This window comes from Streptomyces buecherae, assembly GCF_014295035.1.
GTDB classification, from domain to species: Bacteria; Actinomycetota; Actinomycetes; order Streptomycetales; family Streptomycetaceae; genus Streptomyces; species Streptomyces youssoufiensis.
Map to the genome: position 1 here is coordinate 5,379,072 of NZ_CP060404.1, position 14,143 is coordinate 5,393,214.

The following is a 14,143-nucleotide window of genomic DNA, read 5'->3' on the forward strand; positions in this document are numbered from 1 at the left end:
TCACACGCGCTGGGGCCGACCACGAGGTCAGCCACAACGGCCGACCGCGAGGTCAGAAGCGGCGGGTGATCAGCGCCCGCTTGACTTCCTGGATCGCCTTGGTGATCTCGATGCCGCGCGGGCACGCCTCCGTGCAGTTGAACGTCGTGCGGCAGCGCCACACGCCGTCCCGGTCGTTGAGGATCTCGAGCCGCTGCTCGCCACCCTCGTCGCGCGAGTCGAAGATGAAGCGGTGCGCGCCGACGATCGCCGCCGGGCCGAAGTACTGGCCGTCGTTCCAGAACACCGGGCACGAGGACGTGCACGCGGCGCACAGGATGCACTTGGTGGTGTCGTCGAAGCGCTCGCGGTCCGCCGCGGACTGCCGGCGCTCGCGCGTCGGCTCGTTGCCCGTGGTGATCAGGAAGGGCATCACGTCCCGGTACGCCTGGAAGAACGGCTCCATGTCGACCACGAGGTCCTTCAGGACCGTCAGGCCCTTGATGGGCTCGACCGAGATCGGCTTGTGCGGGTTGATGTCCTTGATCAGCGTCTTGCAGGCGAGCCGGTTGCGGCCGTTGATCCGCATGGCGTCCGAGCCGCAGATGCCGTGGGCGCACGAGCGGCGGAACGTCAGGGTTCCGTCGAGCTCCCACTTGATCTTGTGGAGGGCGTCCAAAACGCGCTCCTTGGGGTCCATCTCGATCTGGAAGTCTTCCCAGACCGCCTGGTCCGAGACCTCCGGGTTGAACCGGCGGATCCGGAACGTGACCGTGATCAGGTGCGCGGCGGTGGACTCTGCGTCCGCCGGTGCCGAGGAGTTCTTCTCAAGGGTCGCGCTGCTCATCAGTACTTACGCTCCATCGGCTCGTAGCGGGTCTGCACGACGGGCTTGTAGTCGAGCCGGATCGACTCGGTGCCGTCCGCACCCACCTCGCGGTACGCCATGGTGTGCCGCATGAAATTGACGTCGTCGCGGTTCGGGTAGTCCTCGCGGTAGTGGCCACCGCGCGACTCCTTGCGGGCCAGCGCGGAGACGGCCATCACCTCGGCCAGGTCGAGCAGGTTGCCCAGCTCGATGGCCTCAAGGAGGTCGGTGTTGAACCGCTTGCCCTTGTCCTGCACGGAAACGTTCCGGTAGCGCTCGCGCAGGGCGCCGATCTCCTCGACCGCCGTCTTGATGGTCTGCTCGGTGCGGAAGACCATGACGTTGGCGTCCATGGTGTCCTGGAGCGCCTTGCGGATCTCGGTGACGCGCTCGCTGCCCGTCGAGTCCCGCAGCCGCTCGACCTGCTCGATGACCAGCGAGGCCGGGTTCTCGGGCAGCTCGACGTAGTCGGCCCTGGAGGCGTACTCGGCGGCGGCGATGCCGGCCCGACGGCCGAAGACGTTGATGTCGAGCAGCGAGTTGGTGCCGAGCCGGTTCGCGCCGTGCACGGACACGCAGGCGACCTCGCCGGCGGCGTACAGGCCGGGCACGACGGTGTCGTTGTCGGCCAGCACCTCGCCCTCGACGTTGGTCGGGATGCCACCCATCGCGTAGTGCGCGGTGGGCTGGATCGGGATCGGGTCCGTGTACGGCTCGATGCCCAGGTAGGTCCGCGCGAACTCGGTGATGTCCGGCAGCTTGGCGTCGAGCTGCTCCGGCGGCAGGTGGGTCAGGTCCAGGTAGACGTGGTCGCCCTCGGGGCCACAGCCGCGCCCCTCGCGGATCTCGGTGTAGATCGAGCGGGAGACGACGTCACGCGAGGCGAGGTCCTTCATGACGGGCGCGTACTTCTCCATGAAGCGCTCGCCGTCCTTGTTCCGCAGGATGCCGCCCTCGCCGCGCGCGCCCTCGGTGAGCAGGATGCCCATCCGCCAGATGCCCGTCGGGTGGAACTGGAAGAACTCCATGTCCTCCAGCGGCAGCCCGCGCCGGTAGACGGCCGCCTGGCCGTCGCCGGTGAGGGTGTGCGCGTTGGAGGTCACCTTGAAGAACTTGCCGCAGCCGCCGGAGGCGTAGATGACGGCCTTCGCCTGGAAGACGTGGATCTCGCCGGTGGCCAGCTCGTACGCGACCACGCCGGCCGACTTCTTGACGCCGTCGACCTCGGTGATGAGCTGGTCGAGGACGTAGAACTCGTTGAAGAACTCCACGCCCTCCTTGACGCAGTTCTGGTACAGCGTCTGGAGGATCATGTGGCCGGTGCGGTCCGCCGCGTAGCAGGACCGGCGGACCGGGGCCTCGCCGTGGTTACGCGAGTGGCCGCCGAACCGGCGCTGGTCGATGGTGCCGTCCGGGGTGCGGTTGAACGGCAGGCCCATCTTCTCCAGGTCCAGGACCGAGTCGATGGCCTCCTTCGCCAGGATCTCCGCGGCGTCCTGGTCGACCAGGTAGTCGCCGCCCTTGATCGTGTCGAAGGTGTGCCACTCCCAGTTGTCCTCCTCGACGTTGGCCAGGGCCGCGGCCATGCCGCCCTGCGCCGCGCCGGTGTGGGAGCGGGTCGGGTAGAGCTTCGTCAGGACGGCGGTCCGGCTGCGCTTGGTCGACTCGATGGCCGCGCGCATCCCGGCGCCACCGGCGCCGACGATGACGGTGTCGTACTTGTGGATCTTCATCGGATTGCGTCAGCCCCGGGCTCTAGCGGATGTTCGGGTCGAAGGTGAAGATCACCAGCGTGCCCAGCAGGATGGTCCACACGGTGGCGCAGTAGAGCACCGTCTTCAGCCAGAAGCGGGTCTGGTCGCGCTCCGCGTAGTCGTTGATGATGGTGCGCAGCCCGTTGGCGCCGTGCAGCATCGCCAGCCACAGCATCACCAGGTCCCACGCCTGCCAGAACGGCGAGGCCCAGCGGCCGGCGACGAAGGCGAAGCCGAGCCGGGAGACGCCGCCGTCGATCACGAGCTGGATCAGCAGGTGACCGAGGACCAGGACGGTGAGCAGGATCCCGGACAGCCGCATGAACAGCCAGCCGTACAGCTCGAAGTTGGTCCGGCTGGCCTTCGGGGTCCTGGAGGTGCGGGCCCGGGGCGGTTCGATGACCGGCGCGGGGTTGTCGACGCCGTACGTCGTGACCGTGCCGGCCGTCGCGGGGGTGGTGTCAGTCGCCATCATCAGCTCCCGAAGAGGTCGCGGAGGGAGTGCTCCATGATCGGGTAGAAGGCGCCCGCCATCAGGACGACCCAGATACCCACCGAGGCCCAGAGCATCTGCTTCTGGTATCGGGGACCCTTCGACCAGAAGTCCACGGCGATCAGGCGCAGGCCGTTGAGCGCGTGGAAGAGCACGGCGGCGGCGAGGCCGTACTCCATCAGGTTCACTACGGGATTCTTGTAGATCGCGATCGTGTCGTCGTACGCCTCGGGCGATACGCGGACGAGCGCGGTGTCCAGCACATGGACGAGCAGGAAGAAGAAAATGGTCACGCCGGTGACTCGATGAGCCACCCAGGACCACATGCCTTCCCGGCCGCGGTACAGCGTTCCAGCCGGCACGGAAAACCCTCCGGGAGCGGGGACTGGGGCCACCGGCTTGCTGTCGGTCGGGCCCGGCCGGGTACGGTCCACCGGCCCTGGCCATCGTAGCGACGTGTTGTCGGTTCCCCGCGCCGGGGTCCGGAGGTGTGATCAAACAGCCACGTACGGCCTAGGGCCGCCTGGCCCCCGGCGCGTCGGGTACGGCGCGGCGTGCGGAGTCTCAGGTTCCGTGTGGCCTGGTCGCGGCGAGGTGGGCGAGCCGTCCCCGCGCGATGCGGCGCAGTTCCTCGGCGGCCACCTCGCGCTCGGTCTCCGCGTCGTTGTCGAGCCGGGCGCGGATGGCGGCCAGCACGTGGCCGAGCACCTCCTCGTGCGGGACGCCGTCCAGGCACACCACGAAGACGTGGCCGAACTTGCTCTCGTACGCGGCGTGCGCCGCCCGCAGCGCGGTGTGCGCGGCGAGCGTGCCGGGGCCACGGGAGCCTGAGGGCGCGTGCTGGGCCACGGACTCGTCGGCGAGCGCCTCGGTGAGGTCGCGGGGCGTGAGGTCGTAGCTCGCCTCGTCGGCGGCGGCCAGCAGTGCGGGCAGGTCGGGGTAGGGGCGGTGGGTCGCGAGCCGGCGGGCCCAGCGGCGGCTGCCGCAACAGGCCAGCAACGCGGCCTCGACGGCCCCGTCCTGGGCGGCGTTGAGCCGGTCGAGCGCGCAGCCGGGCGGTGGCGGTGGCGCGGCGGGTGCCGGGGTCGGCGCGGCGGGGGCCCCGGCGGCGGGGGCGGGCGCGGGGGCCGGGGCCGGCGGGGCGATGGCTGAGGGCTGGGTCGACGCGGTGGTGGCGCCGGTCAGCACGTCCGGGGTGTCGCTGGACACGGTGGCCTCCTCGGGATGAGCGGCCCGGAGAAGAAGGCGGCGAACGGGGCGGGTGCGGGCGACCGCGGGGCCGGACCGCGGAGGCCGGACGCTGCGGAGCGTGACGAGATGGATACGTGAAGGGAACGGCCAGGGAAAGTGGGCGGGAAGAGGGAGTGCGTTGGCCAGGGTCGCCGAGGGCGGTGCCTGGCGGGCGGGAGGGGGATCGAGCGAGGTGGGCCAGCGGGAGGAGGGAGCGGGAGGGTGCGCGGGAGGCAGGTGAGAGCTCAAGGGGGAGGCGGAGGTCACGGTAGCGACACCTCTCCGAAATGGACCCGGTGCGACGTGAACTTCACCCGAAGGAGAGAGTTTTTCTGCGGGTGGTGGACGATTCGCCTCCGCTATCTCCGCTCTTTCGCCCCTCAATGGGAAGTTTGCCCCCATGAGGATGCCTCGCTCTGTCTCCAAGACCACGATCATCGTCGCGGCCCTCGCGGTCGTGGCGGCCCTGGCGATCGTGCTGGCCGTGGTGGGGTGGCCCGGCGGCGACGACGACTCCGAGCCCGCGCGCGACGGCCCCGGCTCCGCCTCCGCCGGCCCCTCGCAGCCGCCGCCGCTCGACGCCCGCCCGGCCCGCTCCCTCGGCTCGGCCGACCCGCCGCCCGCGCCGCGCACCGTCCCCGCCGTCCGCTCGTACGAGCCCGAGGGCGGCCCCGGTTGGCGGCCGGGCGACGACTCGCGGGTGGTCGTGGACCGGAAGAGCCCGCTCGCCGACGAGGCCGACCGGCTCGCCCGCGAACTCGGGCTCACCGTCGCCACGGGGCCGCCCCGCCGTGGCGACATCGCCCTCGCGCTGCGCCCCGCGTCGGCCATCCGGGCCACGCCGAAGGGCGGGGACGGCAGGGGCCCGGCGCGGCGGCCCGACCAGCGCTCGGCACCGCGCGGCGCGCGGGCGCCGGAGCGGCCGGGCGAGGACCAGATCGCGCGCGAGTCCTACGTGCTGACGGTGCGTGACGGGCAGGCGCTGATCACCGGCTCCGCCGACGCGGGCGTCTTCTACGGCACCCGCACGGTCCGCCAGGCGCTGCGCTCGGGCGACGGGCGGCTGCCGGCCGGCGTCGTGCGGGACGGTCCGGACCGGCCGCAGCGCGGGCTCATGATCGACACGGCGCGCAAGCACTTCACGGCGCGCTGGATCGAGGACCGGGTGCGCGAGGCCGCCGAACTCAAGCTCAACCAGGTCGGCCTGCACTTCTCGGACGACCAGGGCTTCCGGATCGAGAGCACATCGCACCCGGAGATCGTCTCCGCCCAGCACCTGACCAAGGCTCAGGTGCGGCGGATCGTACGGCTGGCCGAGCGACTCCACGTCGCGGTGATCCCGGAGATCGACTCGCCCGGCCACCTGGGCACGGTGATCCGCGCCCACCCCTCGCTGCAACTGCGCGGCGCGGACGGCAGTGCCCCCCGCGGCACGATCGACATCTCCGCGCCCGGCGCGGCCCGCATCCTGGACGACCTGCTGCGCGAGTTCGCCCCGCTGTTCGCGACCGACGCCGGCGGCGGCCCGTACTGGCACCTGGGCGGGGACGAGTACCTGGCCCTGACCGTGCGCGACCCGGAGAACACCTTCCCGCAACTGGCCCGGCACGCCGAGCGCAGGTACGGGTCCGGGGCGCGGGTGCGGGACCTGGCCACCGGCTGGCTCAACGACCGCGCCAAGGCGGCCCGCGCGGCCGGAGCCCGGGTCAAGTCGTGGAACGACGGCCTGTTCCGGGGCGGCGTGGTCCAGGCGGACAAGGACCGCGAGGTGGAGTACTGGACCGGCAAGGAGATCGGGGCCCGACAGCCGGAGGAGTACCTGCGCGAGGGCCGTCCGGTGATCAACGTGAACGACGAGTACCTCTACTACGTACTCGGGGAGCCCAACGACTTCACGTACCCCACCGGCCGGCGGATCTACGAGGAGTGGTCGCCGCGCGTGCTGCGGGGCAGCGAGTCGGTGCCGGCCGCGCTCGGTGGCCGGGACCGGGTGGTGGGGGGCCGGTTCGGCATCTGGTGCGACATCGCCGACGCACAGACGCCGGAACAGATCGCGCGCGGCATCCGCGCGCCCCTGCGCGCGCTGGCGCAGCGCGTGTGGGACCCGCGCGAGCCCCGCGAGCCCTGGGCGCGGTTCGCGGCGCTGGGCGAACAGGTGGCGGGCCGGTAGCCGGCGGCCCGCCGGCCTGACCGGACTCTCGTGAGCCGCGCGTGCGCGGGTCACGCCGCGGGTCACGCGCCGGTCGCACGAAGGCCCTGGTCCGCGTGGAGTCGCAGGCCAGGGCCGTGGGAAAGCTCAAGACGGTCGGGGCCGCCACCCCCGACCTAACTGGTAGACAAAAGCCCTCTGACCAGGCACTTTGGGCCTGGTCAGAGGGCTTGCCGTTGTCTGGAGTCGTGCTCTGTTACCAGGTGTTTCTGCCCGTTCCTGGGCGCCGTTGGTCATGCGTTGGTCACGTGGCCAACGGGCCGAAACGGGTCGCACTGACCGGGAGCAGTACCCTGCTCGGAGACAGCTCGCCCCCACCCAGCAAGGGGGGCGGGCTGTTGCGTCTCTGGGCACATCTGCCCAGGAACGGGGGCTAAGACGGGTTCCCTACGATCAGGCTCAGGTGGGCACGGGCAGCGTGGGAGAGGCTATCGAGCAACGCTTTACCCTTGGCCGCCGTAGCAAGCGATGGCCGCCCGATGATGCCGTTGGTGGTGTACCCCGCCATGCCAACAGTGAGTAGGTGGGGCCGGCTCGGGGCTGAGTGGTCGTCGCCCTGAATGCCATCGCGGACAAGGTGGGGTGCGCCGTGTAGTAGTAGCGAGACCTCGAACTCCCCGCCGTGCATATCTTCGGCGCTGCTGCTTTCCAACCTTGCATATGCCCTGGACTGATCGCGGTCTTCTGGAGCAGGAAAGAGGGCGACTCGTGGGCCGGCGCTGTTGAGCTCCTGGACGACGTTGGACAGGACGTAATTGCCGCCGTGCCCGTTGACGATGATGAGCCCCGGGACTCCAGCGGCTTCGAGAGACCGCCAGATGTCATTGATCATCGCGTACAGCGTCGCCGCGCTGATACTCACAGTGCCCGGCATCGAGGCATGTTCGTGAGAGCAGGCAATAGTGATGGGCGGCAAGAGGAACAGGTTGTGGTCGTCCGCTATGCGACGGGCTATCAGGCAAGCAATGGCGGTGTCGGTGGTGAGGGGCAGATGCGCGCCGTGTTGCTCGAAGCTTCCGACAGGGAGGACAGCGATAGAGGGGCCTCTGCGCTGCTCATCGCTGGACGTGGCTTGCGTGATCAGGTCATCCATGCACTCAGCATCTCTCACCGCTGGAGTCCCAGCCGCCTCGGTCGCTGAACAAAACGGCCGCGAACAGCCTCGTACCCCTCCATGAAACTCGCCACCTCCGATGAGCCTGACCGTGCCGCAACCGCGCGCACAACGGTGCCCAGTTCGGTGAATGTGCGGGCCGATCCCGTTTGCCCCACGATCGCAAGCGCCTTCGAGGCGGAGCGCGCCCCCTGATCGATCTCGCCAGCCGCCACGTACGCGCGGGCGAGCCGGGCTAGGTACACCCCCCGGTCATTGCGGTAGACCTGGGGTAGCGCTCCCAACTCGTCCTCAAAGAGCCGTGCGGCGCGCAGCGGCTCACCGAGGGCGATCCAGCAACTCGCGCGCTGAATTTCGATATATGCAGGTGTGCAGTACGACGTGTCGAGCGTGGAATCTGCGCTGGTGTCAGCCGCATCCGAAGTAAGCTCGTGTGCCGCGTCAAAGCAAGCAAGGGCGGCCGTCGGGTTTCCCTGGAGTGCGTACGCTGTCGCTTCCTGTTGGATGGCAAGGGCCTTGATCGTAGGCGTCAGCCCGGAGATGCGCTGAGCCGCCCTGGCGAGCCCTACCGCCTGCCTGGCAAGTCCTGCGGCCCGCTGCGCGGTCGCTCGCGCCGCGGCCTGGTGACTCTTCCGGAACAGTACGTATGCCTGCATGTGATCGTCCGTCGCCTCTTGTGCCCACTCCATGGAACGATCCGACCAGTAAGCCGCTGACTCGAAGTCGCCTAGATCTTGGTAAAGCCATCCAAGGAACTCGGCGACTCGGCTACCTGTCCGTAAGAGAGCTTGCCGGGGTGCCCCCGCAGCGCGCTCCAGTAGAGCTACGAGGTTCTGCGCGTAGTGTGCGGCTGCGGGGATGGCCTGATGGGCACCAAAGAAGTTGGCGCTTTCGTAGAGCTGGGGAAGCTGGCTTTCGATGAGCCTGACAACGAACTCATCGTCCTCATCCTCGTCCGGGTAGGCAGCCCATGCAGCAGTCGCGGATGTGGGCAACGACGACCAAGTGGCCGCGGCGCCCGGAGGCACGGGAACTGGCGCACTGCCGTCAGCGGCTTCCCAGTCCCGCATGCTGAGTCCGAGCATGTGGCCAGGGATGCGCAGGCCATCAGCCACGCGCTCGATAACGTCGATGTCCTTAATGGCCCGTCGTCCGGCCAAGACTTCGCCCACTCGGCTGGGGGTCATCTCGCAGCGGCGCGCTATCAGCGAGGGGTAGAACCCGCCCCGAGCTTTGGCCAACGCGAAGATCTTAGAGAAGTCACGCTTGGCGCAGGCGCTGATCATCTCGTCATCAGCTAACAGACGGGCGGGAAGCTCTTGCGGCTGCTCGTACTTGGGCATACGTGGCGCTCCGGGGCTGGCTAGCCGGGCTGCTCGGTTACCGGCAATGTTACCCACCGTGGGTAACCGCGTTGGGCTAGTTACCGCTGTTCGCCCGCTGCAACTCTGGTGGCACGAGGGCGCCCACGGCGGCCGAACCGCCGTAGGGCCTGAACCACCCCGGATGAGGCAGGTAGCCATGAACAGGAGTAGGACGCGGCCCGACCGTTCTGCCCGAAGGCGCGGGACACAGGCGAAGTTGGCCTTCCCTGGCGGCTCCTCGTGAGCGTCCGCGCCGGCGTCGTCATCCCCGAGGAGCGAGCGCCGGCCCCGAGGGTCGAGGCCGCGTGCACGGTCCCGGGGTGCGCAACGGCTGGTGGCTTCGAGGACCAGGCCGCGGCCGACGACTGGGCGGCCTGGCACGCGGGTCGGTACCCGGAACACACCCGCTTCCGCATCGAGACCACGCGAACCCAAATCGTGGTCGCCCACCCGCCCGACTGAGCGCCTGGGCGCAGAGCTCCACCCCCGATAACTCCCGGCCTGAGTCGCCTATCCATTCGGCCACCTCCAGGCCGGGACGGAGGGGGACCGGAAAACGGGCCAGTGGATTGGTGCCGGCTCCCCCTCCGTGATCTCCCGCCCCTCACAGGATGCGCAGCACGTGGCTCCCCCGCCCGCATGTGCCTCCTTCCCTGTGAGGGGCGGGCCCCACCCGCCACGCCTTCTCTGTCAGTCAGGTGGATTCCCTTGTCTGAGAAGATTTCCCGCGATCTCCGCCGCATCAGTCAGCTATGTGCCGGCGGTGGCCGTGAGACCCATAGGGCGGTCTTTCACGAGCTTGCCGAGATCGTAGGAGCTCTGGCGGAAACTACTTTCTGGTCGAGCGTCCCCAGGGGAACGCAACGCCACCTCCGGGATTTCTGCGGCAAAGCCGTGACGGCACTGTCTGACGCGAGCGCTGATGCGGTGGGCCTGTACCTGCGACTGACCAGCGGTGCCCTGAATAGGGTGGCGGACCTCTACGACGAGTGGCGCTCTCCCGAGGAACTTGCTCACGCGCTCCGGTGCGTGGGGAACTTGCTCTTCTTCGGCAAGTCCGTAGAGCAGGCCCTAGAGGACACTCAGAGGCTTGTAGAGGATCTAGGGAAATACTGGCGGCGTGATTTTCCGGACGGTTTGCAGCGCCGACTCTATGACGCCTATCGCCTCGCGGAAGACGCGTGTACGAGTGGCGAGACGCCGGGACGCTTGATTCTGATGGACATGGGAGAGGCGCTAAATTCTGCGGCAGATCATATTGCCCTCAGCCTCAGAGCGTCTAGAAGTCCCGATGACGCCCCGTAAGGAAAAAGGCAAGAGCGAAGACGGGAACGCTCAGGGCCGCAGTTTTTGCGGCTTCTGCACGAGCCATCTCGAAGTTTGGTGTCCCGTGTGCTGGGGCTTCGAGGGCTGTGAGCACTGCGGCCCCGAGACAAAGAAAGTGCCCTGCCCCTACTGCTCTGGGGGCGACATCACGCTTTTCAGGTAGACGATTGGAAATCTCATGGGGAACGCCATTTTCGTGGTCCTGTCCCTCGCCCTCGTGATCGCCATACCGTGGGCCGCGGCCACCGGAAACCTCGGATAGCACTAGGAGTTCTTGTGGTTGGCCTCGACTGGTCTCCACCTTCCGGCGATGGGATAAGCCTGCTCCCTATCGGGGAAGAGTGGGACGTGGTGCGGGCGCCCTTGGCAGTTGATGACCACATGATGGATGCGGGAATCACCGAAAGTTTCCTCATCATGGCCATCGAAGCCAATTACTGCGCCTGGTTGATACCCGCCGGGGCCGCAGCGTTGCGGCCGTACAGTTTCACGCGGCTCAGGCGCTACGTACAGGTGATCACCGAGGGATACGCGGCTATTCCGCATACGGACCGGAGGGAAGGCCCGGGGCCGCACTGGGTGCGGTCGCCCCGCTGGTCTTACCTCTCGGACACGTATGTGTGCCCTGCGGCGGATGTGTCATTGGATTTGGCGACGGCCACGCTTGACCTGGGCCCTGCTTCAACTCGCTGTCACTGCGGGGCTCCCGTCTATCCCGATGAGGCGGTCTGGGGCCCCAACCCGCTTGACCCGTACGGGCAGAGAAAGGCGATGCACCCGACCTGTGCGGGTCCGGGTATCGCGAATGATCTCCCTTCGGGCGTGCGCGTCCTTTCGAGTGCCCCCAGCGCCAGGCGCCGAGGGCAAGTTTGGCCGCCTGATGAAACGGATTGGGGAGCCTGATGGCCAGTAATCTCCGAAACGGCCTGCTGCGGTCTCAGTCCGGGCCGCCTGACCCCGACTCGTGCGAGACCTGCCGATTGCTGTGGAAGACGCTGGACGGCAATAACAGCAAGGACTACGGGCTTGGTGTGGGAGCGGCATATGTTGCTCTCGCGCAGCACATCGAAAACAGTCACGCCGAGTACATCAGTGCTTGGGGAGAGGAGTAGAGCCAATGCCATCTGATGGTCGGGTGGTTATTTTCTGGGTTTTCTTTTTGGGGATGATTTTCGCCCTGGTGTACTCGCTGTCCAGTCTGGTGCTGTGATGGGCGAAGAGACGAGGGCCGCCGGAACTTCATCTGAGAGGTCAGAGCTCCTAAGCAGAGTGCTGGCACAGCTTCGGGCGGGCCTACGAAGACGGCTCCTGGCGGAGCTGCGCGAGGTCAGCCGGCATCTGCGCTTGGCTCCAGCGCCGGACAGCCCTCCCGAGAGGGCTGAGCGAGCCTTGGCACGCGTAGGCCCGGCCTTGGCGGTCGTGGAGATGCAGCCGGACGTGATGGCCGCGCTGGACCCCGAGGGGCGCCGGGCGCTGCGTAGAGCTCGCCTGCTGTGCGCGGCGCCCACCACGGAGCCCGTGGGGCTCGCACCGTACTTCCTGGCTTGTGCCGCGGATTTCGCCACGGAGGCTCTAGCGGGACCCTGGCAAATCGAACCCGAATAGTCGATGAGTGAAATCGATTGGAAACCATGAACGTCACTGACAAGAACGAGCTTTTCGGCGAGGGGCTGTACCAGGGAGCCAGCATCCTCATTTTTGGGGGTCCGCTCGACTCCGTACTCATGGTGCGAGAGGCTAACGGCGACAAAAAGTGGTGCCTCCCCAGTAGTCCAATGCTCCCTGGGAAGAGCCCCGAGGGGTCTGCCGTGGCGCATCTGGCCGCGATTTCGGGCATCGAGAGCCGCGCGAGGCGTCTCCTCGTCACGGACCACCAGGCCGATGGCCGCGGCCTGGTGCACGTCTTCCATGGCACATATCTCGACCCTGACCATGAGAGCGCGCTCAAGCTGACGGAGGAGGGGAGGAAGGCGTACAGCGATATCGCGCTTATCCCGCGACGCGATATCTACGCCAGTTGCACCGAACGAATCGCTATGCGAGTGGAACGAGCGATCCTGGCGAGGAACTACAAGGAGCCCGCCATTCTGCGCGATGGCACAGCACCTGTCGCAGGGTGGCACTACGACCTTGCAGCCGAGGCCCACGAATACTTCACGACGCCAGAGCGCCGGGCCGCCGAGGAAGCCGGTTACACGCTATTCAAGACCTTCGAATCCTGCGGCGTGCATCTGGGACCGATGAGCCTGGAGCCGGCGCCAGAAGACGCCGAGGACGACCGGCCCGAGTTTCTGATCTCACTGGGCAGCCTGGACGTACGTGACGCGCGGTCGCTCACCTTGCAACTCGAAGCGGTTCAGCAGGCCCGGAAGAGGAACCGCGCAGAGCGCGAGTAGACCGCAATCACCTCCCACCCCTAACTTTCGGAAGAAAGCTCCGAGAAAGCGGCCACCGTGGCAGATGAGTTAGTAGTCGTCTCATGGAACGTCAAGAACAACGGCGGCTTGAACGGCGGAGATGTGATCAGCATCCTCCAGAAACTCAAGCCGGACATTCTATTCCGCCAAGGGTTCTCCGAAGTGACGCATGCCGGGAAGATCGGCCTGCATGGCGCCGGCACCCTGCTCGGCATGACGCCTTTCAGCACCGAGCCGAAGAAGGGGCGTAGCCAAAACCCTGTCGGGGTCCTGGTGAACCCGTCCATCTTCGAAGTGCACGCAGAGGTGGAGCACGACTTGCCTTGGAGGCCGATCCTTCAAGTCAAGGGAACCTTTGTCGGCGGTACACGCCCCCTCAGCCTGCTATCCGCACACCTGACGCACTTCGACCCGAGCATCCGGCAAACGGAAGCTCTGCGAATCACAACCGTGGCCGACCACTGCCAATCTGCCCTGGTGGGTATGGATGCCAATTCGTACCCTCATCGATACCGGGACGAGGTGGCAGAGCCTATCGACTGGGGATTTGCCGCCGATCCAGTCCACTACATGCACCGAACCATTCCCGGACCAGATGGCGAACGCATTTCTGATATGCGTCCGAGTGAAATCCTCACCGGCGGCAAGGCCATCTTCACGGACTTGGCTCACTACGCCGGCACGAGCCTGGACCAACCCGATGCCCTCAAACCCACAAGCAACCTGTGGCGAGACGACCAAGGGCCGCGCCAGCGTACCGATTGGCTGCTAGCCACTTCTGACGTGGCATCCGCACTGCAAAGCGTCGAGGTGGTTGACGGCGCCGACGTGGCGCGCCTGAGCGATCACGCTCTCTTGGTCGCGCGCTTCGGCCTCGCTGAACTTCGCTACATCTTCGCGTAAGGCCGGCGAGCAGAGCCTTACCCCATGGCGACCGTTTCGGGTCAGGGTCGCACTGCACCACCCCAGAACTCCCGCTGCCGCGGAACCACTCGGGAGGGCACCGCGGCAGCGGGTTGGCGAGCACAGGCACAAAGCGGCTCGCAGGACAACGAGAATCGGGGCACACGAACGCGTCAACTGCCCCCGTAGAGAGGGGAGGAGGTGAGACCATGGCCGGTAGGGACGAGGTGAACGGGTATGACGTGTATGAGAACGAGATCGTCACACCCGCTGAGCCAGAGCCAGAAGAAGAGGGCGAGGGCGACGATGGCTAAGAAGCCCTGGACAGGGATCGGTCCGTACATCAAGCGCGACCTACCGGAGCGCGCTCCTGCATCGAAGTGGTGCGGGAAGCACGGCCAGGAGCGCACGCGCCTGGTGGCGCGAGCCCAATGGGTCTGCTTGGACTGCGTACGAGAGGCCGCCCGACCGGCGGCCTAGGGAACC

At 67.5% G+C, this 14,143-nt stretch carries 12 protein-coding genes; 5 read left to right on the plus strand and 7 right to left on the minus strand.

Going from position 1 to position 14,143, the window contains the following annotated elements; translation table 11 throughout:
• Window positions 1-52: 52 nt before the first annotated feature.
• From H7H31_RS21165 to H7H31_RS21185, 5 genes are all read right to left on the minus strand, one after another.
• Window positions 53-826, minus strand: coding sequence for a succinate dehydrogenase iron-sulfur subunit (locus tag H7H31_RS21165; protein WP_187060126.1), 774 nt, complete (start codon window positions 824-826; stop codon window positions 53-55).
• Window positions 826-2,580, minus strand: a complete 1,755-nt coding sequence (gene sdhA, locus H7H31_RS21170; protein WP_187060127.1) for a succinate dehydrogenase flavoprotein subunit — start codon at window positions 2,578-2,580, stop codon at window positions 826-828. Before sdhA ends, H7H31_RS21165 begins: the two co-directional genes overlap by 1 nt.
• 22 nt (window positions 2,581-2,602) lie before the next feature.
• Window positions 2,603-3,073, minus strand: a complete 471-nt coding sequence (locus tag H7H31_RS21175) for a succinate dehydrogenase hydrophobic membrane anchor subunit (RefSeq protein ID WP_187060128.1) — start codon at window positions 3,071-3,073, stop codon at window positions 2,603-2,605.
• Window positions 3,074-3,075: 2 nt separating this feature from the next.
• Window positions 3,076-3,456 carry a succinate dehydrogenase, cytochrome b556 subunit gene (gene sdhC, locus H7H31_RS21180; protein WP_176162091.1) on the minus strand — a complete coding sequence of 127 codons (381 nt, stop codon included), beginning with the start codon at window positions 3,454-3,456 and terminating at the stop codon, window positions 3,076-3,078.
• Between the two features lie 202 nt (window positions 3,457-3,658).
• On the minus strand, window positions 3,659-4,303 hold the full coding sequence (locus H7H31_RS21185; protein ID WP_332112644.1) for a 2-oxo-4-hydroxy-4-carboxy-5-ureidoimidazoline decarboxylase: 645 nt from the start codon (window positions 4,301-4,303) through the stop codon (window positions 3,659-3,661).
• A 421-nt stretch (window positions 4,304-4,724) separates the two neighbouring features.
• On the opposite strand from H7H31_RS21185, the gene H7H31_RS21190 reads away from it, so the two are divergent.
• A complete protein-coding gene (locus H7H31_RS21190; protein ID WP_232109996.1) occupies window positions 4,725-6,494 on the plus strand; it encodes a family 20 glycosylhydrolase in 1,770 nt (589 codons plus the stop codon).
• 412 nt (window positions 6,495-6,906) lie between these two features.
• On the opposite strand, the gene H7H31_RS21195 is transcribed toward H7H31_RS21190, so the two are convergent.
• Window positions 6,907-7,626 (minus strand): creatininase family protein, encoded by a 720-nt coding sequence (locus H7H31_RS21195; RefSeq protein ID WP_187118004.1) that lies wholly within the window; start codon window positions 7,624-7,626, stop codon window positions 6,907-6,909.
• A 14-nt stretch (window positions 7,627-7,640) separates the two neighbouring features.
• Window positions 7,641-8,990 (minus strand): tetratricopeptide repeat protein, encoded by a 1,350-nt coding sequence (locus H7H31_RS21200; RefSeq protein WP_187118005.1) that lies wholly within the window; start codon window positions 8,988-8,990, stop codon window positions 7,641-7,643.
• 261 nt (window positions 8,991-9,251) lie between these two features.
• Here H7H31_RS21200 and H7H31_RS21205 point away from each other — a divergent pair, with 261 nt between their 5' ends.
• The 4 genes from H7H31_RS21205 to H7H31_RS21220 all read left to right on the plus strand — a co-directional run bounded on the left by H7H31_RS21205 (window position 9,252) and on the right by H7H31_RS21220 (window position 13,657).
• The gene (locus H7H31_RS21205; RefSeq protein WP_187118006.1) at window positions 9,252-9,473 is read left to right on the plus strand and encodes a DUF7848 domain-containing protein; all 222 of its coding nucleotides are present in this window, start codon (window positions 9,252-9,254) and stop codon (window positions 9,471-9,473) included.
• A gap of 246 nt (window positions 9,474-9,719) precedes the next feature.
• Entirely contained in the window at window positions 9,720-10,316 is a 597-nt protein-coding gene (locus tag H7H31_RS21210; RefSeq protein ID WP_187118007.1) for a hypothetical protein, read from the plus strand.
• Between the two features lie 1,652 nt (window positions 10,317-11,968).
• Window positions 11,969-12,733, plus strand: coding sequence for a hypothetical protein (locus H7H31_RS21215; RefSeq protein WP_187118008.1), 765 nt, complete (start codon window positions 11,969-11,971; stop codon window positions 12,731-12,733).
• Between the two features lie 57 nt (window positions 12,734-12,790).
• Window positions 12,791-13,657: an endonuclease/exonuclease/phosphatase family protein gene (locus H7H31_RS21220; RefSeq protein ID WP_187118009.1), complete on the plus strand. Its 867-nt coding sequence runs from the start codon at window positions 12,791-12,793 to the stop codon at window positions 13,655-13,657.
• Window positions 13,658-14,143: the final 486 nt, after the last annotated feature.

Excerpts from the sequence above, each read along its gene's own strand:
- H7H31_RS21165 (WP_187060126.1), bottom strand. The coding sequence starts at position 826 with ATGAGCAGCGCGACCCTTGAGAAGAACTCCTCGGCACCGGCGGACGCA.
- sdhA (WP_187060127.1), bottom strand. The coding sequence starts at position 2,580 with ATGAAGATCCACAAGTACGACACCGTCATCGTCGGCGCCGGTGGCGCC.
- H7H31_RS21175 (WP_187060128.1), bottom strand. The coding sequence starts at position 3,073 with ATGGCGACTGACACCACCCCCGCGACGGCCGGCACGGTCACGACGTAC.
- H7H31_RS21190 (WP_232109996.1), top strand. The coding sequence starts at position 4,725 with ATGAGGATGCCTCGCTCTGTCTCCAAGACCACGATCATCGTCGCGGCC.
- H7H31_RS21195 (WP_187118004.1), bottom strand. The coding sequence starts at position 7,626 with ATGGATGACCTGATCACGCAAGCCACGTCCAGCGATGAGCAGCGCAGA.
- H7H31_RS21200 (WP_187118005.1), bottom strand. The coding sequence starts at position 8,990 with ATGCCCAAGTACGAGCAGCCGCAAGAGCTTCCCGCCCGTCTGTTAGCT.
- H7H31_RS21215 (WP_187118008.1), top strand. The coding sequence starts at position 11,969 with ATGAACGTCACTGACAAGAACGAGCTTTTCGGCGAGGGGCTGTACCAG.